Annotated in this window: 12 protein-coding genes; 8 read left to right on the top strand and 4 right to left on the bottom strand. The window is 50.9% G+C overall.

Annotated features, from left to right (window positions below; translation table 11 throughout):
- Positions 1 to 86: 86 nt before the first annotated feature.
- Together asnS and EOS98_RS14360 are read right to left on the bottom strand one after the other, a co-directional pair.
- Positions 87 to 1,487 carry an asparagine--tRNA ligase gene (gene asnS / locus EOS98_RS14365; protein ID WP_000117867.1) on the bottom strand — a complete coding sequence of 467 codons (1,401 nt, stop codon included), beginning with the start codon at positions 1,485 to 1,487 and terminating at the stop codon, positions 87 to 89.
- 200 nt (positions 1,488 to 1,687) lie between these two features.
- Complete coding sequence (locus EOS98_RS14360; RefSeq protein WP_126524158.1) at positions 1,688 to 2,149, bottom strand: Lrp/AsnC family transcriptional regulator; 462 nt, start codon at positions 2,147 to 2,149, stop codon at positions 1,688 to 1,690.
- Between the two features lie 316 nt (positions 2,150 to 2,465).
- Here EOS98_RS14360 and dpaL point away from each other — a divergent pair, with 316 nt between their 5' ends.
- Positions 2,466 to 3,680, top strand: a complete 1,215-nt coding sequence (gene dpaL, locus EOS98_RS14350; protein WP_126524157.1) for a diaminopropionate ammonia-lyase — start codon at positions 2,466 to 2,468, stop codon at positions 3,678 to 3,680.
- A 245-nt stretch (positions 3,681 to 3,925) separates the two neighbouring features.
- On the top strand, positions 3,926 to 5,362 hold the full coding sequence (locus EOS98_RS14345; RefSeq protein WP_126524156.1) for an alanine/glycine:cation symporter family protein: 1,437 nt from the start codon (positions 3,926 to 3,928) through the stop codon (positions 5,360 to 5,362).
- A 77-nt stretch (positions 5,363 to 5,439) separates the two neighbouring features.
- Here EOS98_RS14345 and pncB read toward each other — a convergent pair whose 3' ends face one another.
- A complete protein-coding gene (gene pncB / locus EOS98_RS14340) occupies positions 5,440 to 6,642 on the bottom strand; it encodes a nicotinate phosphoribosyltransferase (protein ID WP_000191406.1) in 1,203 nt (400 codons plus the stop codon).
- 266 nt (positions 6,643 to 6,908) lie between these two features.
- Here pncB and pepN point away from each other — a divergent pair, with 266 nt between their 5' ends.
- From pepN to zapC, 3 genes are all read left to right on the top strand, one after another.
- On the top strand, positions 6,909 to 9,521 hold the full coding sequence (pepN, locus tag EOS98_RS14335; protein ID WP_000193774.1) for an aminopeptidase N: 2,613 nt from the start codon (positions 6,909 to 6,911) through the stop codon (positions 9,519 to 9,521).
- A gap of 207 nt (positions 9,522 to 9,728) precedes the next feature.
- Positions 9,729 to 10,739, top strand: a complete 1,011-nt coding sequence (gene pyrD, locus EOS98_RS14330; RefSeq protein WP_000291723.1) for a quinone-dependent dihydroorotate dehydrogenase — start codon at positions 9,729 to 9,731, stop codon at positions 10,737 to 10,739.
- 165 nt (positions 10,740 to 10,904) lie between these two features.
- Positions 10,905 to 11,447, top strand: coding sequence for a cell division protein ZapC (gene zapC / locus EOS98_RS14325; RefSeq protein WP_001220671.1), 543 nt, complete (start codon positions 10,905 to 10,907; stop codon positions 11,445 to 11,447).
- On the opposite strand, the gene EOS98_RS14320 is transcribed toward zapC, so the two are convergent.
- Positions 11,444 to 12,553 carry a YcbX family protein gene (locus EOS98_RS14320; protein WP_126524155.1) on the bottom strand — a complete coding sequence of 370 codons (1,110 nt, stop codon included), beginning with the start codon at positions 12,551 to 12,553 and terminating at the stop codon, positions 11,444 to 11,446. The two genes, zapC and EOS98_RS14320, sit on opposite strands and share 4 nt — an antisense overlap.
- Before the next feature lie 98 nt (positions 12,554 to 12,651).
- On the opposite strand from EOS98_RS14320, the gene rlmKL reads away from it, so the two are divergent.
- From rlmKL to pqiA, 3 genes are read left to right on the top strand one after another with little or no spacing between them, the layout of a single operon-like run.
- Positions 12,652 to 14,760, top strand: a complete 2,109-nt coding sequence (gene rlmKL / locus EOS98_RS14315; protein ID WP_001675964.1) for a bifunctional 23S rRNA (guanine(2069)-N(7))-methyltransferase RlmK/23S rRNA (guanine(2445)-N(2))-methyltransferase RlmL — start codon at positions 12,652 to 12,654, stop codon at positions 14,758 to 14,760.
- 12 nt (positions 14,761 to 14,772) lie between these two features.
- Positions 14,773 to 16,680 (top strand): ABC transporter ATP-binding protein, encoded by a 1,908-nt coding sequence (locus tag EOS98_RS14310; protein WP_127821176.1) that lies wholly within the window; start codon positions 14,773 to 14,775, stop codon positions 16,678 to 16,680.
- A gap of 14 nt (positions 16,681 to 16,694) precedes the next feature.
- A complete protein-coding gene (pqiA, locus tag EOS98_RS14305) occupies positions 16,695 to 17,948 on the top strand; it encodes a membrane integrity-associated transporter subunit PqiA (protein WP_080213073.1) in 1,254 nt (417 codons plus the stop codon).
- Positions 17,949 to 17,952 lie beyond the last annotated feature (4 nt).

The following is a 17,952-nucleotide window of genomic DNA, read 5'->3' as shown; positions in this document are numbered from 1 at the left end:
TTAAATTTATTTACTTATCGATAATAAAGCTGACATTCAGGCGAAAAAAAAGGCCAGCATAGCTGGCCTTGAGTGTGACGTAAAAATCAGAAGCTGGCGTTGCGTGGGGTCCGTGGGAACGGAATAACATCGCGCACGTTTTGCACACCCGTGACGTAAGCGATAAGGCGTTCAAAGCCCAGGCCAAAGCCGGAATGCGGTACAGTACCGTAGCGACGCAAGTCGCGATACCACCAGTAATCCTCTTTATTCAGCCCCATTTCGGCCATACGGGCATCCAGCACATCCAGACGCTCTTCACGCTGGGAACCACCGATGATTTCGCCGATTCCTGGCGCCAGCACATCCATGGCCGCCACGGTTTTGCCATCTTCGTTAAGGCGCATGTAAAACGCTTTAATTTCCTTCGGATAGTTTTTCACCACTACCGGCGCTTTGAAGTGCTCTTCCGCCAGATAGCGTTCGTGTTCGGAAGAGAGGTCGACGCCCCAGAACACCGGGTTTTCAAATGTCTTACCACAGCGTTCCAGAATGGCGACCGCATCGGTGTAATCCACCTGAGCGAAGTCGGTGGAGACAAAACGCTCCAGACGAGCGATAGCGTCTTTATCCACGCGTTCGGCAAAGAACTTCATGTCATCCGCACGCTCTTCCAGAACCGCCTTGAAGACATATTTCAGCATGGCTTCCGCCAGACGGGCGTTGTCTTCCAGATCGGCGAACGCCACTTCCGGCTCCAGCATCCAGAACTCCGCCAGGTGGCGGCTGGTGTTGGAATTTTCCGCGCGGAAGGTCGGCCCAAAAGTATAGATTTTGGACAGCGCACAGGCATACGTTTCACCGTTTAGCTGGCCGGAGACGGTCAGGAATGATTCTTTGCCAAAAAAGTCTTTGTCAAAATCTACTCTGCCCTGGTCGTTACGCGGCAGGTTTTCCAGATCCAGCGTTGAAACGCGGAACATTTCGCCAGCGCCTTCGGTATCGGAAGCGGTAATCAGCGGGGTAGAGACCCAAAAGAAACCCTGCTCATCGAAGAAGCGATGCAGCGCCTGCGCCAGAGTATGGCGGACGCGCGCTACCGCGCCAATCAGGTTGGTGCGCGGGCGCAGATGCGCGACTTCACGCAGATACTCAATGCTATGGCGTTTTGCCGCCATCGGGTAGGTATCCGGATCTTCCACCCAGCCTGCGACCTCTACTTTCGTGGCCTGGATTTCGAAACTTTGCCCCTGTCCCGGCGACGCGACAACCTTACCTGTTACTACCACGGAGCAGCCTGTCGTCAGGTGTAATACTTCTTCATTATAATTGGGCAGAGAATTATTAATGACAGCCTGTACAGGATCAAAGCAGGAGCCGTCATAAACGGCGAGGAAGGAGATGCCAGCTTTTGAATCTCGGCGGGTACGCACCCATCCGCGCACGGTGACTTCTTGGTCAACGGCTACGCGGCCCTGGAGTACGTCGGCTACAGGCACAACGCTCATAATATTCTCTCTAGTTAATAGTCGGAAAAAATAAACACTTGTCCACCCGAAATGGGGGTATTCCTATGTTACCTGGCATCTGCAATCAGACAAGCAGAAATCGCATCTGGAAGCAGGTTTTCAGAAAGAAACCTGTAAAAAGTTCGCACCTGCTCGCGAACCATTGAGAATTTAGGCTGGTTTTGCAAGCTTTGCGCACGTTACTCGATCAGGACGCGCATCTCTTGCTTGGCGTTTTGCATCACGACAATCGTTTTAAAAGACTTAATATTGCCTGAGGAAAAGAAAAGCTCACGGGTAAGCGTTTCATATTCCGCCATGTCACGAACATTGAGCACCAGTAAAAAGTCGAAATCGCCCGTTACGTAGTAGACCTGCTGCACCTGCGGGCAACTGACAAACCGTTGACGAGCCTCTTCCAGTAAATTGAATCGCTCGTTTTCGATCACCACCTGCACCACAATCGTGACCGGGCGTCCCACTTTGCCAGCATCAACAAGGCTGACATTGCCTTTAATTATGCCCGCCTCCACCAGTGCCGCGATACGACGATTCACTGCCGAAGGTGAAAGATTGACCTGTTCGGCGATTTCCCGCTGAGAAAGACGATTATCGCGCTGCAATAATGTCAGAATGTTTTTATCCCAGGCGTCAAGCTTCATATCGCAAATAACCTCTTTAATGTGATGACTATCACTGTGCGCAATTTTGCCGCGTCCAGGCCGTTAAAAAAAGGTGAAAATTGCACGACGATGGGCATTTTCGCGCCATTTAACAGCAATAAGCATAGTACTATCATAATCAGCGGAATAAAGAAAAGGACGTAATAGATATTGTGCGACTCTTTTATCAGTACGTTTATTAAAGTGAGCATAACCACTACTACAGCCACAAAACGCGAGTTCTTTACTTGTTTCTACTCAATAATTGCCAAAAACGTATTATTTCAATAAATAAACTTTAACAAAAGGTATCATTATGCATGAGCTTATTAAATACCAGTTTAATACACGTCGGAAAAAATATGGTACAGGAGCGGCCTTAAGTTTGCTTAACGGAAATGTTGGGCGTGAGGTGTTAGCATTTCATAAAAAATTACCCAATTATGCCGTTACGCCGTTACATAATCTGGCGCATCTAAGCCGGCGGCTTGGACTAGGGTCCATCCATATTAAAGATGAGTCCTGGCGTTTTGGTCTGAATGCTTTTAAAGGTCTGGGCGGCTCTTATGCTGTAGGAAAATATCTCGCTGATAAATTGCAATGTGATATTAACTCGTTAAGTTTTGCTGCCCTTAACACTCCTGAGATTAAAGAAAAAATTAAAGATTGTGTTTTTGTTACCGCGACGGATGGCAATCATGGCCGTGGTGTGGCGTGGGCGGCAGAGCAATTAGGTCTAAAAGCCGTCGTTTATATGCCTAAAGGATCATCGTTAATCCGGGCAGAGAATATTCGCCATCATGGAGCTGAATGCACCATCACCGATCTGAACTACGATGATGCAGTGCGACTGGCCCATAGAATAGCGCAAACAAAAGGCTGGGTGCTTTTGCAGGATACAGCCTGGACAGGGTATGAAGAGATCCCAACGTGGATTATGCAAGGCTATATGACACTAGCGGTTGAAGCTTATGAGCAGCTCGCAGAAACAAACAGTCCGTTGCCAACCCATCTTATTTTACAAGCGGGGGTGGGATCGTTTGCTGGCAGTGTTATGGGTTATTTTGTTGAAAAAATGCAGGAAAATATACCTAGTATTATTGTGGTTGAACCGCATCAGGCCAACTGTCTTTATCAATCCGCAGTTATGAATGATGGTCAACCTCACTGCGTCACTGGCGATATGGCGACGATAATGGCCGGGCTTGCGTGTGGGGAGCCGAATATTATCAGTTGGCCTATTATTCGGGACAACACCAGTTGTTTTATTTCCGCTGATGATTGTCTGGCGGCTAAGGGTATGCGCATTTCTGCCGCGCCGCGTCCAGGCACTGATATGCCTTTTATTTCCGGCGAGTCCGGAGCTATTGGCGTAGGGTTACTTTATGAGTTGATGAACAATATGCATTATCAGGATCTTGCTAATCGCTTACAGCTTGATGCCAATGCTCATGTTTTGCTTATTAGCACCGAAGGCGATACGTCCCCAGATATTTATGAAGATATAGTCTGGAACGGACGCAGTGCTTAAACATTACGACTAAAAAATTAGATAATAAAGGCAGCATGTAAAAAACGCGTTTTTTATACGCATAATAAACCTAATGCAGGAAGCAAAACTTCATAACAATATACCATTAAAACGGCATTTAGTGAGTAAGGGATGCTCCTACCCGCTGACTTTCCAGTTTAGTGTTGTTGGCAAAATTCAGGATTACGCTGAACTGGAAAGATTATTTCTGAGACTGAACGAATTAATTTAAATCCGAGGTCATTATGTTAGAGCAACTTTCACAACTCTTTGAATTTCTATGGGGTGGCCCATTATTTTTGTGTGTTATCGGCATTGGCTTTTATTTCACAGTACGCCTCAAATTTTTCCAGATTATCAATTTAAAAGAAATTTACCGTAATACAATTGGTACACTTGCCGGAAAAAATAAACAAAACACTACTGGCGAGGCAGCGTCTAAAAAATCCTTAAAATCAATAGAGGTGGCTGCCACTGTGCTATCCGGCTCATTAGGCGCGGGAACGATCGCAGGTGTTGCTGCGGCTATTGCGGTTGGCGGACCTGGGGCAATTTTCTGGATGTGGATCATTGCGGTCGTGGGTATGATGACCAAAATGGTTGAAGTGACGCTGGCGGTGAAATACCGAAGTAAAGGTGAGAATGGCGAATATTATGGCGGCCCAATGCATTATATTAAGAAAGGGCTCAATAAAAAATGGCATCCCCTGGCAGGATTATATGCGTTTGCATTAATGATTCTGGTTATTACGGATGCCTGTTTTGTGCAAACTAATACGATGGCGGCGGTCATTCACTATACGTTTGACATCCCAACAAGCGTCATCGGGGGATTTATTGTCATCGTAGGCGCGTTGGTTATTTTAAAAGGACTCGCCAGTCTTGGTAAATTCTGTACGATTGCACTTCCACCGATCACCATTGCCTATTTCATTGGTGCCGCTGGTGTAGTGGTATTGAATATCGAGGCTATCCCACAGGTTATAAAAAGTATTTTCTATTATGCCTTTGCCCCTGCGCCAGCAGCCGGTGGCTTTGTCGGGTCAACCATCATGATGGCCATCAGTAAAGGAGCCAGTCGCGGAATATTCACTAACGAAGCCGGCATGGGTACCTCGGCCACAGTACATGCTACTGCCAACGTGGATTACGCTTTCCGTCAGGGAATGTGGGGGGCAGTGGAAGTATTTTTTGTCTCAATGATTACCTGTAACTTTACCGCATTTGCTGTACTTGCTTCTGGTATGTGGACAGACGGCAGTTATCAAGGTATTCAGATTATCTTTGCCGCCTTAAAAGAAACATGGCATCCGATTATTGTTCAGGTTCTCTGTCTCGGTGTGGCGTTGATTCTGTTTACTTCTTATCTTGGTTCATATATTAAATTTCGCACTTCGATAAACTATATCTTTGGCGATAAGCTAGAACGCATCATTAAATGGCTATATTTTTTGCCGCCACTGATTGCCGTTAATATGGAAATCCCGGTAATCTGGTTAATGGCTGATATTGCTGTCGGTTTTCTGGTTATCCCCAACGTAATTGCTCTGTTCTTGCTGCGTAAAGAATTTATTAGCGAATTCAATATATTCAGAACGCGTACACAGCGGGACACTAATTCTGTAAAAACAACGCAAATCACGCACGTAAATATGTCGAAGAGTGAAGGGAAAGAGGAGTAACCATCGCGGCCAGAACAGGTAAGATGGTCAGAAGAGTAACAAAGCGCCCACTTTCCGGGCGCTTCGCACAGGCATGGTTAACTTGCTTTACGCACCTGCGGGAGATCGAACGCTTTACGCAGCGCGCGCACAAACGCTTTATCATGACAGATCGTTTTACCGGGGCTGTCGGAAAGTTTAGCCACCGGCTTTCCGTTACATTCCACGAGTTTAATCACGATATTGAGCGGTTTTACCTGAGGGATATCACAGGTCAGTCGGGTACCGATGCCGAAGCTTAACTGCACGCGAGAGGCGAAATGGCGATAGAGCTCGACCGCCTTTTGCAGATCAAGGTTATCTGAAAAGACCAGCGTTTTTGTCAGCGGATCAATCCCCAGCTTTTCATAATGGGCAATCGCCTTTTCGCCCCATGCGACAGGGTCTCCTGAGTCGTGGCGTAACCCCTGATAACGGCTGGCGAATTCAATGCCGAAATCGCGTAAAAACGCATCCATTGTAATGCAATCTGTCAATGCGATACCAAGCTGGTCCGGATATTCGTTAAGCCAGGCGGCCAACGCGGCACGCTGGCTGGTCGCCAGGTCCGGACTGATTTGTTGATGCGCCTGGAACCATTCGTGCGCCTGAGTGCCCATCGGCGTCAGCGCCAGGCGACGCGCGAGATCATAGTTGCTGGTGCCGACGAACCATGACTCCTGCTGGAGACGTTTAACTATCGCCTGCTGCACTTCACGAGAGAAACGGCGGCGGGTGCCGAAGTCCATCAGGTGGAAGCGGGACATATCGAGATTGGCGGTTAACGCAGTGAAATCAACCAGCTTACTTTCCAGCGCGTCGAGCGCCTGATCAACACCCGCGTTTGGCGAGCGGTAGTGATGAACCAGCTCACTGATCACGGCCAGCAGCGGCACTTCCCACATAATGACTTCACGCCACGGGCCAGTTAAGCGAATATTCAGCTTGCCGTTATCGTTGGTGACACAGACTTGAGCCGGGTTATAGCGAAACTCGCGTAACCAGTTCAGATAATCCGGTTTAAAAAAGGGCAGGCCGGAGAGCCACTGGAACTCGTCCTCCTGGAGGCGCAGGTGCTGCATCGCGTCCACCTGCTCGCGAATAGCATCGGCATAAATACCCAGCAGGTCGTCGCCACGGCAACGAAACTCAGCCGCTACCTGCACATCATAGTAGTGGTGAAAAACGGCTTGCTGCATATGCAACTTATAAGCATCTGTATCCAGCAACGAGTGCAGAACAGGAGAAGCGAATTGTGTCATAGGTGCGCTGTTGCGTCCTCTCACGGGAGCGTTTAGTACAATAAACAACTAAGAAAACCGCTGGAGTATACCTTGTTTAGCGATTTATTGAACCCCGATCACACCATAAGCTGTCTTTAGGGTCGAGCGCATTTCGTGCCCCATGTTATAAAAATGTAGCAAATAGGCCGTTTGTGCCTGAAAAGATGAACATTCTGCGTAGCGCGATTTGCGCAACAGGAATAGACTGGAGTCGACACTCTACACAAAGATGCGAAAGGTTTTTTATGACACAACAGCCACAAGCCAAATACCGCCATGACTATCGCGCGCCGGATTACCAGATTACTGATATTGACTTGACCTTTGACCTCGATGCCGAAAAAACCGTGGTCACCGCAATAAGCCAGGCTGTTCGTCATGGCGCGCCTGATGCGCCTCTTCGCCTTGATGGGGAAGATTTAACGCTGGTATCTATCCACGTCAACGATGCGCCGTGGACAGCATATAAGGAAGAAGAGGGCGCGCTTATCATCAGCGACCTGCCAGAGCGTTTTACGTTACGCATTGTCAACGAGATAAGTCCGGCGGCGAATACGGCGCTGGAAGGATTGTACCAGTCCGGCGATGCGCTCTGTACCCAGTGTGAAGCGGAGGGCTTCCGCCATATTACCTGGTATCTTGACCGCCCGGACGTACTGGCGCGATTTACCACCAAAATTATTGCCGATAAAAGCAAATATCCGTTCCTGCTTTCCAATGGCAACCGTGTTGCGCAGGGTGAACTGGAGAATGGCCGTCACTGGGTTCAGTGGCAAGATCCGTTCCCGAAACCGTGTTATCTGTTTGCGCTGGTGGCCGGTGATTTTGACGTGCTGCGCGATACCTTTACCACCCGCTCCGGGCGTGAAGTCGCATTAGAACTGTACGTTGACCGCGGCAATCTGGATCGCGCGCCGTGGGCAATGACCTCGCTGAAAAATTCCATGAAATGGGATGAAACGCGTTTTGGGCTCGAATATGACCTCGACATCTATATGATTGTCGCGGTGGATTTCTTTAATATGGGCGCGATGGAGAATAAAGGTCTCAATATCTTTAACTCCAAATACGTGCTGGCGCGAACCGATACCGCGACGGATAAAGATTATCTCGATATTGAGCGCGTGATAGGTCATGAGTATTTCCACAACTGGACCGGCAACCGCGTCACCTGCCGCGACTGGTTCCAGTTGAGCCTGAAAGAGGGGCTAACCGTGTTCCGCGATCAGGAGTTTAGCTCTGATTTGGGGTCACGCGCGGTGAACCGCATCAGTAACGTGCGTACCATGCGCGGTTTACAATTCGCGGAAGACGCCAGCCCGATGGCGCATCCTATCCGCCCGGATAAAGTAATCGAAATGAATAACTTCTACACCCTCACCGTTTATGAAAAGGGTGCGGAAGTCATTCGCATGATCCACACGTTGCTGGGTGAGGAAAATTTCCAGAAGGGGATGCAGCTTTATTTTGAGCGCCATGACGGCAGCGCCGCGACGTGTGATGACTTCGTACAGGCGATGGAAGATGCTTCTAATGTCGATTTGTCCCATTTCCGCCGCTGGTACAGTCAGTCCGGCACGCCGATTGTAACGGTAAAAGATGATTATAATCCGGAAACCGAGCAGTACACGTTGACCATCAGCCAGCGCACTCCGGCGACGGCGGATCAGGCGGAGAAGCAGCCGCTGCATATTCCATTCGCCATTGAACTGTACGATAACGAAGGCAACGTCATTCCGTTGCAAAAAGGTGGTCATCCGGTCAATGCCGTGCTGAACGTCACGCAGGCGGAGCAGACATTTACCTTCGATAATGTCTACTTCCAGCCTGTTCCGGCCTTGCTGTGCGAGTTTTCAGCGCCGGTGAAACTGGAATATAAATGGAGCGATCAGCAGTTGACGTTCCTGATGCGCCATGCGCGCAATGATTTCTCCCGTTGGGATGCGGCGCAAAGTCTGCTGGCCACATACATTAAACTGAATGTGGCGCGTCATCAGCAGGGGCAACCGCTATCGCTTCCGGTGCATGTCGCTGATGCGTTCCGCGCAGTACTGTTGGATGAGAAAATCGATCCGGCGTTGGCCGCAGAAATTTTAACGCTGCCTTCGGCCAATGAAATTGCGGAGCTGTTTGAGGTTATCGACCCGATCGCCATTGCGCAAGTTCGTGAAGCGCTAACGCGTACGCTGGCGGCAGAACTGGCGGATGAGTTCCTGGCTATCTATAACGCCAATCATCTGGATGAGTATCGTGTTGATCACGGCGATATCGGTAAGCGCACGCTGCGCAATGCTTGCCTGCGCTTCCTGGCGTTCGGCGAGACGGAGCTGGCTAATACGCTGGTCAGCAAACAGTATCGCGACGCCAATAATATGACCGATGCGCTGGCGGCCCTGTCTGCTGCGGTGGCGGCGCAGTTGCCGTGCCGCGATATGCTGATGCAGGAGTATGACGATAAGTGGCATCAGGACGGCCTGGTGATGGATAAATGGTTTATCCTGCAATCCACAAGTCCGGCGGAAAATGTACTGGAAACCGTACGCGGCCTGCTCAAACACCGTTCTTTCAGTATGAGCAACCCGAACCGCATCCGTTCATTAATTGGCGCGTTTGCTGGCAGCAACCCGGCGGCGTTCCATGCGCAAGACGGTAGCGGATACCAGTTCCTGGTCGAGATGCTGACCGATCTGAATAGCCGTAACCCGCAGGTAGCATCTCGCCTCATTGAACCGCTGATTCGTCTGAAACGTTATGATGATAAGCGTCAGGAGAAAATGCGCGCGGCGCTGGAGCAGTTAAAAGGACTGGAGAATCTTTCCGGCGATCTGTACGAGAAGATAACTAAAGCGTTAGCCTGACAGTATCCGTTATAAAGAGGTAAGACATGCCCGGTAAGCGTTAGCGCTGCCGGGTATTTTTTTGCCGGACGATGACGCTCGCTGGCGAAACGTGAAGTGAGAATGAAGGAAAACGATTGCTATTTATTGCCGTAGGTCAATTCCCTTTTGCCTTGTTATCGCCCATAATACGCCCCCGGTTTGCACACCGGGAATCCAGGAGAGTTCATGTACTATCCCTTCGTTCGTAAAGCCCTTTTCCAGCTCGATCCAGAGCGCGCTCATGAATTTACATTTCAACAATTACGCCGCATTACAGGTACGCCGCTGGAAGCGCTGGTGCGCCAGAAAGTACCGACAAAGCCGGTTACCTGCATGGGACTTACCTTTAAAAATCCACTGGGGCTGGCTGCCGGTCTGGATAAAGACGGGGAGTGCATCGACGCGTTAGGCGCGATGGGGTTTGGCTCCCTGGAAATCGGCACCGTGACGCCGCGCCCACAGCCGGGTAACGATAAGCCGCGTCTTTTTCGTCTGGTGGATGCTGAAGGTCTGATCAATCGGATGGGCTTTAATAATCTGGGCGTCGATAACCTGGTCGAGAATGTTAAAAAAGCCCATTTTGATGGTATTCTGGGAATTAACATCGGTAAAAATAAAGATACGCCTGTCGAAAATGGCAAAGATGACTACCTGATTTGTATGGAAAAAGTCTATGCTTATGCGGGTTATATCGCCATTAATATTTCTTCGCCGAATACGCCAGGGCTACGTACGCTCCAGTATGGCGATGCGCTGGACGATCTGTTAACTGCCATTAAAAATAAGCAAAACGATCTTCAGGCGATCCACCATAAATATGTGCCGGTGGCAGTAAAGATCGCGCCGGATCTTTGTGAAGAAGAATTGATCCAGGTTGCCGATAGCCTGCTTCGTCATAATATTGATGGGGTGATTGCGACAAATACCACCCTCGATCGTTCTCTGGTACAAGGAATGAAAAATTGCCAGCAAACGGGGGGATTAAGTGGCCGGCCATTACAATTAAAAAGCACAGAAATTATTCGCCGTTTATCCCAGGAGTTAAAGGGACAATTGCCTATTATCGGCGTCGGCGGCATTGACTCAGTTATCGCCGCGCGCGAGAAGATAGCGGCAGGAGCTACGCTGGTACAAATTTATTCCGGCTTTATTTTTAAAGGCCCGCCATTGATTAAAGAAATCGTAACGCACATCTAAACTTTAGCCTTTATCAGACAACCAGGGCTTTATTTCCGGCGCTGGTTGTTTTATATTTCTCCACTGTTGCTTATTTAGACATTTTAGGCTTTTATTATTGGGGTAATAAACGAAGCGGCAAAAGGACAATGCTGTTACGAGTTGCTTAAAAGCGGGAGAGAGGTAATGCGAATTAAACCTGACGATAACTGGCGCTGGTATTATGATGAAGAGCACGATCGTATGATGCTCGATCTCGCCAATGGTATGCTTTTTCGCTCGCGCTTCTCTCGTAAAATGCTTACGCCGGACGCGTTTTGCCCGACCGGTTTTTGTGTGGATGATGCCGCGCTCTATTTTTCCTTTGAAGAAAAATGCCGGGATTTCGAATTAACCAAAGAGCAACGCGCGGAGTTGGTATTGAATGCGCTGGTGGCGATTCGCTATCTCAAACCGCAGATGCCAAAAAGCTGGCATTTTGTAGCGCATGGCGAAATGTGGACCCCGGGAACGGGCGATGCCGCAAGCGTCTGGTTAAGCGATACGGCGGAACAGGTTAATTTGCTGGTCGTTGAGCCGGGAGAAAATGCCGCGTTGTGTCTGCTGGCACAGCCGGGCGTGGTGATAGCAGGCCGAACCATGCAGCTTGGCGATGCGATTAAAATTATGAACGACAGGCTGAAACCGCAGGTTCACTGTCACAGTTTCAGCCTTGAACAAGCGGTTTAATTTTCCAGTCGTAACGCGGTCTTAGGCACGCAGCTACAGCTCAGAATCGTACCATCGTCATCCATAGCCGATTTTTTCAGCGGACTTACTTCGCCTTCCAGCAAACGTATCCGGCAGCAACCACAGATACCAGCCCGGCAAGAATACGGAATACGAATCCCCTGATTCTCCAACTGTTCCAGTAGTACCTGTTGATTATTCCCGCAGAAGGTTTGCCCCTGCCAGTCGATGGTTACACTCGCGTCCGGGTGTTTATCTGGCGTAACGCTGTCGTCGACCGTTGTGGCGCCATAAGCTTTTGCCGGAGCTGTCGCCAGAATCTCCACTTCATCGCCGACGCGAACGACGCCGCTATTGCGGGCAATCAGATTCTGACCGAAATCCACATCGCCATTGTCCTGGGCGGTACGAAAAGCTTGCAGTGTCGCCAGCGGTTCTCCGGAAGGATGTTTTTGCCCCTTTTCAGGGCTGACGGTTGTAAAAATACAGCGGCTACAGGGCTTCACGACGTCAAAAATCACATCGCCAATGCGAAGCACTTTCCAGCTATCTTCCTCCCAGGCCGCTACGCCGGAAACCACTAAGTTTGGGCGAAATTGTTCCATTTGTACGCCTGCCGGACAACGCTGTTGCAGATCGCGCAGCGAGGCTTCGTTGGTCAATAAATACGGGTAGCCATCGGCAAATCCCAGCGGCACCGCGTTATGTCGTTTGACCCGGCGCGTCAACTGCGGCCCAACCCAGCGCAACTGGACATCGCGGGAGAAAAAGCCGCTCAACCATTGATTAATCGCCGTCGGGGCGACGCGAGCGGTAAAATGGTTTCCCCAGACCTCGGTCGGCGCATCCTGCGGGGTGAAATCCGTAAAGCGAACCAGCGCGCTACTGCCGTCTGGCGCGGTCAAATGGAGGCCGTCGTGTAAGGGAGAAGGGGTAAAACGTACCATTTGTGGAAACTGGCGGGCGGTAATAAATGTGCCGTCAGGCTCGGTCACCATGAAGATGCGATCAAAAGCCAGGCCGCTGATATCTGCCAGCGCATGAGTCAGGCCAATGCCGCGCATGGATTTGACCGGATGAATAAAGAGCCGTGATAACGTCGCCACCGTACAGTCCCTCAAATGAAAATAAGCCTTCAACTTTATGACATGGGCGTGAGATTAGCTATAATGCGCAACAATTTTCTTAGCGTAAAAGTGACAATATGAATTCTCTGTTTGCCAGTACGGCCCGCGGGCTGGAAGAGCTGTTAAAAACTGAACTGGAAAAACTGGGCGCCGTAGGGTGTCAGGTTGTTCAGGGTGGGGTCCATTTTCAGGGCGACACGCGGCTTATTTACCAGAGCCTGATGTGGAGCCGCCTGGCCTCGCGTATTATCCTGCCGATGGGTGAGTGCAAGGTCTACAGCGATCTCGATCTTTACCTCGGCGTTCAGGCGATAAACTGGACAGAGATTTTTAATCCTGGCGCGACGTTTGCGGTGCATTTCAGCGGCCTGAACGACACCATCCGTAATAGTCAGTATGGCGCGATGAAAGTTAAAGACGCGATTGTCGATGCGTTTACGCGGAAAAATCTTCCGCGTCCAAATGTGGACCGCGAATCGCCGGACCTCCGTATTAACGTCTGGCTGAATAAAGAAACGGCCAGCATTGCGCTGGATCTCAGTGGTGATGGCCTGCACCTGCGCGGTTATCGCGATCGCACCGGGCTGGCGCCAATTAAAGAGACGCTGGCGGCAGCGATTGTTATGCGTTCCGGCTGGCAACCAGGTACGCCGCTGTTCGACCCTATGTGTGGTTCGGGGACACTGTTGATTGAGGCCGCGATGTGGGCGACCGATCGCGCGCCGGGCCTGCACCGTGGTCACTGGGGATTTAGCGGCTGGGCGCAGCATGACGAGACTATCTGGCAGGAAGTGAAAGCCGAAGCGCAGACCCGGGCGCGTAAGGGGCTGGCGGAGTATTCCTCTCATTTCTACGGTTCCGACAGCGATGCGCGCGTCATTGAGCGGGCGCGCAGCAACGCCCGTCGCGCCGGTATCGGGGAGCTTATCACCTTTGAAGTGAAAGATGTGGCGCAACTGAGTAATCCATTGCCGAAAGGCCCGTATGGTACGGTGATCAGTAACCCGCCTTACGGCGAACGTCTGGACAGCGAACCGGCGCTGATTGCGTTGCACAGCCTGCTGGGCCGTACCATGAAAAATCAGTTTGGCGGCTGGAACCTGTCGCTGTTCAGCGCTTCGCCCGATCTGCTGGGCAGCCTGCAATTACGTGCCGACAAACAGTTTAAAGCCAAGAATGGCCCGCTGGACTGCGTGCAGAAAAACTATCATATTGCGGAAACCACGGCGGACAGTAAGCCGGCGACGGTGGCGGAAGATTACGCTAATCGCCTGCGTAAAAATCTTAAAAAGCTGGAGAAATGGGCGCGCCAGGAAGGGATTGAATGCTATCGCTTGTATGATGCCGACCTGCCGGAATATAACGTGGCGGTAGACCGTTACGGCGACTGGGCGGTGATTCAGGAATATGCGCCGCCGAAAACGGTGGATGCGCAAAAAGCGCGGCAGCGTCTGTTCGATATTATTGCGGCAACCTTGTCAGTGCTCGGTATTCCGCCGAATAAACTGGTGTTAAAAACCCGTGAACGGCAAAAAGGAAAAAACCAGTATCAGAAAATGAGCGAGAAGGGCGAGTTCCTTGAGGTCAGCGAATATAATGCGCGCTTATGGGTAAATCTGACGGATTATCTCGACACCGGTCTGTTCCTCGATCACCGTATTGCCCGCAGAATGCTGGGAGAAATGAGCAAAGGCAAAGATTTCCTGAATCTCTTTTCTTATACCGGCAGCGCCAGCGTACATGCGGGTCTGGGCGGCGCGCGCAGCACCACAACGGTGGATATGTCCCGTACCTATCTGGAGTGGGCCGAACGTAATTTGCGTCTGAACGGACTGAGCGGCCGCGCGCATCGCCTGATTCAGGCCGACTGCCTGGGCTGGCTGCGCGAGGCGAATGAACAGTTCGATTTGATCTTTATCGATCCGCCGACGTTCTCTAACTCAAAACGTATGGAAGAGTCGTTTGATGTTCAGCGCGATCATGTCGCGTTAATGAAAGATTTAAAACGCCTGCTGCGTAAAGGCGGCACCATCATGTTCTCAAATAATAAGCGCGGATTCCGTATGGATCTGGAAGGGCTGGCGGAACTGGGGCTTACCGCACAAGAAATTACGCAAAAAACGCTCTCCCCGGATTTTGCCCGTAACCGTCAGATTCATAACTGCTGGCTGATCCGCGCCGCCTGAAAGGAAAAGTAAATGTCATTAATCAGTATGCATGGCGCATGGCTGTCGTTCAGCGACGCGCCGCTTCTCGATAACGCAGAGTTGCATATCGAAGATAACGAACGCGTCTGTCTGGTGGGGCGTAACGGCGCCGGGAAATCCACCTTGATGAAGATCCTCAACCGCGAACAGGGTCTGGACGATGGACGTATTATTTATGAGCAGGATCTGATCGTCGCGCGTCTGCAACAGGACCCGCCCCGTAATATTGCGGGCAGCGTCTATGACTTTGTCGCCGAAGGTATCGAAGAACAAGCGGAATACCTCAAGCGCTATCATGAGATTTCCCGTCTGGTGATGACCGATCCCAGCGAGAAAAACCTCAATGAAATGGCGCGCGTACAGGAACAGCTCGATCATCATAATCTGTGGCAGCTGGAAAACCGTATTAATGAAGTGCTGGAGCAGCTTGGACTCGATCCTAACGCCGCGCTGTCGTCGCTCTCCGGCGGCTGGCTGCGTAAAGCCGCGCTGGGTCGGGCGCTGGTCAGCAATCCGCGCGTATTGTTACTGGATGAACCGACTGACCATCTGGATATCGAAACTATCGACTGGCTGGAAGGGTTTCTGAAAACCTTTAACGGAACGATTATTTTTATCTCTCACGATCGTTCGTTTATTCGCAATATGGCAACCCGCATTGTCGATCTCGATCGTGGCAAACTGGTCACCTATCCGGGAAATTACGATCAATACCTGCTGGAGAAAGAAGAAGCGCTGCGCGTAGAAGAATTACAAAACGCGGAATTTGATCGCAAACTGGCGCAGGAAGAAGTCTGGATTCGCCAGGGTATCAAGGCGCGCCGCACCCGTAATGAAGGGCGCGTGCGGGCGTTAAAAGCGATGCGTCGTGAACGCAGCGAGCGCCGGGAAGTGATGGGCACGGCGAAGATGCAGGTCGAAGAGGCGACGCGCTCCGGTAAAATCGTTTTTGAGATGGAAAACGTCGATTACCAGGTAGAAGGAAAACAACTGGTAAAAGATTTCTCCGCTCAGGTACAGCGCGGCGACAAGATTGCGTTAATTGGCCCGAACGGCTGCGGTAAAACCACGCTACTGAAACTGATGCTGGGACAGCTTCAGGCTGACAGCGGGCGCATCCACGTAGGAACGAAGCTGGAAGTCGCCTACTTCGATCAGCATCGCGCCGAACTGGATCCGGAAAAAACCGTGATGGATAACCTTGCGGAAGGCAAGCAAGAGGTGATGGTAAACGGTAAGCCGCGCCATGTACTGGGCTATTTGCAGGACTTCCTGTTTCACCCCAAACGGGCGATGACACCCGTCCGCGCGCTTTCCGGCGGCGAACGTAACCGTCTGCTGCTGGCACGACTATTCCTCAAGCCGAGCAATCTTTTAATTCTCGATGAACCAACGAACGATCTTGACGTCGAAACGCTGGAACTATTAGAAGAATTAATTGATGGCTATCAGGGCACGGTACTACTGGTCAGCCACGATCGGCAATTTGTCGATAATACCGTGACGGAATGCTGGATTTTCGAGGGCGGCGGCAAAATCGGACGTTATATCGGCGGCTACCATGATGCGCGTGCGCAGCAAGAGCAGCATCTGGCGACGAAACAGCCGATGGCGAAAAAAAATGAGGAAGTTATTGCCCCTAAAGCAGAAATTGTAAAACGTGGCAGTAGCAAACTAAGCTATAAACTGCAGCGCGAGCTGGAGCAGTTACCCGGTCAGCTTGAAGACCTGGAAGCGAAGCTGGAAGCGCTACAGGCGCAGGTTGCGGATGCGGCCTTTTTTAGCCAACCCCATGAGCAAACGCAAAAAGTTCTGGCCGATTTAAGTCAGGCGGAGCAAGAACTTGAGCAAGCCTTCGAACGTTGGGAGTATCTTGAAGGCCTGAAAAACGGGGCATAACGAAAGGAGCGCCTATGTGTGAACATCACCATGCTGCGAAGCACATATTGTGCCCGCAATGCGACATGCTGGTGGCTTTACCCCGCCTCTCGCATGGGCAAAAAGCAGCATGTCCACGATGCGGCGCAACGTTAACGACCGAGTGGGACGCGCCCCGGCAGCGTCCTACCGCCTATGCGTTAGCGGCACTATTTATGTTGCTGCTTTCTAACCTTTTTCCCTTCGTGAATATGAATGTCGCGGGCGTCACCAGCGAAGTCACGCTTCTGGAAATCCCCGGCGTCATGTTTTCTGAAGATTACGCCAGCCTCGGCACGTTCTTTTTGTTATTTGTCCAACTGGTGCCGGCATTTTGCCTGGTGACCATTCTATTACTTGTCAACCGCGCCAGTCTGCCGTTGTCGGTAAAAAAAACGCTGGCAAGGATCTTTTTCCTCCTCAAATCGTGGGGAATGGCGGAAATATTTCTCGCCGGGGTGTTGGTCAGTTTTGTTAAGCTGATGGCCTACGGCGATATCGGCATCGGCAGCAGTTTTATTCCCTGGTGCTTATTTTGTCTCGTTCAACTGCGGGCGTTCCAGTGTGTCGATCGCCGCTGGTTGTGGGATGATATCGCCCCGCAGCCTGTACTGGCGCAGCCGTTAACGCAGGGGATTACCGGTATCCGGCAGTCTTTGCGTTCTTGCGCCTGCTGTACGGCGATCCTGCCTGCGGAGAGTCTCGTCTGTCCGCGTTGCCATACGAAAGGCTATGTCCGGCGTAAAAACAGTTTGCAGTGGACGCTGGCGTTATTATTTACCTCGATCATGCTTTATCTGCCCGCCAATATTTTGCCGATTATGATTACCGACTTACTGGGCTCGAAAATGCCGTCGACCATTCTGGCTGGCGTGATTTTGCTGTGGAGCGAGGGGTCTTATCCGGTGGCGGCGGTTATCTTTCTCGCCAGTATTATGGTGCCGACGCTAAAAATGATCGCCATTGCCTGGCTTTGTTGGGATGCGAAAGGCCACGGTAAGCGCGACAGTGAACGGATGCATTTTATTTATGAAGTAGTGGAGTTTGTGGGGCGCTGGTCAATGATTGATGTCTTTGTCATTGCCGTACTCTCTGCGCTGGTGCGTATGGGAGGGTTAATGAATATTTATCCTGCGATGGGTGCGTTGATGTTTGCTTTAGTCGTCATAATGACAATGTTTTCTGCGATGACCTTTGATCCGCGTCTGTCGTGGGATCGTGAATACGAACCAGGCCATGAGGAGTCCTGATAGC

Origin of the sequence: Salmonella sp. SSDFZ69 (assembly GCF_004010755.1) — a bacterium.
In the GTDB taxonomy this organism is placed as follows: Bacteria; Pseudomonadota; Gammaproteobacteria; order Enterobacterales; family Enterobacteriaceae; genus Salmonella; species Salmonella enterica.
The sequence above is the reverse complement of the archived record's forward strand: the minus strand, read 5'-3'. Positions and strand labels throughout refer to the sequence as shown.

What these genes read in the sequence shown, in the direction of transcription:
- asnS (WP_000117867.1), bottom strand. Translation starts at nt 1,487, where the DNA reads ATGAGCGTTGTGCCTGTAGCCGACGTACTCCAGGGCCGCGTAGCCGTT.
- EOS98_RS14360 (WP_126524158.1), bottom strand. Translation starts at nt 2,149, where the DNA reads ATGAAGCTTGACGCCTGGGATAAAAACATTCTGACATTATTGCAGCGC.
- dpaL (WP_126524157.1), top strand. Translation starts at nt 2,466, where the DNA reads ATGCATGAGCTTATTAAATACCAGTTTAATACACGTCGGAAAAAATAT.
- EOS98_RS14345 (WP_126524156.1), top strand. Translation starts at nt 3,926, where the DNA reads ATGTTAGAGCAACTTTCACAACTCTTTGAATTTCTATGGGGTGGCCCA.
- pncB (WP_000191406.1), bottom strand. Translation starts at nt 6,642, where the DNA reads ATGACACAATTCGCTTCTCCTGTTCTGCACTCGTTGCTGGATACAGAT.
- pepN (WP_000193774.1), top strand. Translation starts at nt 6,909, where the DNA reads ATGACACAACAGCCACAAGCCAAATACCGCCATGACTATCGCGCGCCG.
- pyrD (WP_000291723.1), top strand. Translation starts at nt 9,729, where the DNA reads ATGTACTATCCCTTCGTTCGTAAAGCCCTTTTCCAGCTCGATCCAGAG.
- zapC (WP_001220671.1), top strand. Translation starts at nt 10,905, where the DNA reads ATGCGAATTAAACCTGACGATAACTGGCGCTGGTATTATGATGAAGAG.
- rlmKL (WP_001675964.1), top strand. Translation starts at nt 12,652, where the DNA reads ATGAATTCTCTGTTTGCCAGTACGGCCCGCGGGCTGGAAGAGCTGTTA.
- EOS98_RS14310 (WP_127821176.1), top strand. Translation starts at nt 14,773, where the DNA reads ATGTCATTAATCAGTATGCATGGCGCATGGCTGTCGTTCAGCGACGCG.
- pqiA (WP_080213073.1), top strand. Translation starts at nt 16,695, where the DNA reads ATGTGTGAACATCACCATGCTGCGAAGCACATATTGTGCCCGCAATGC.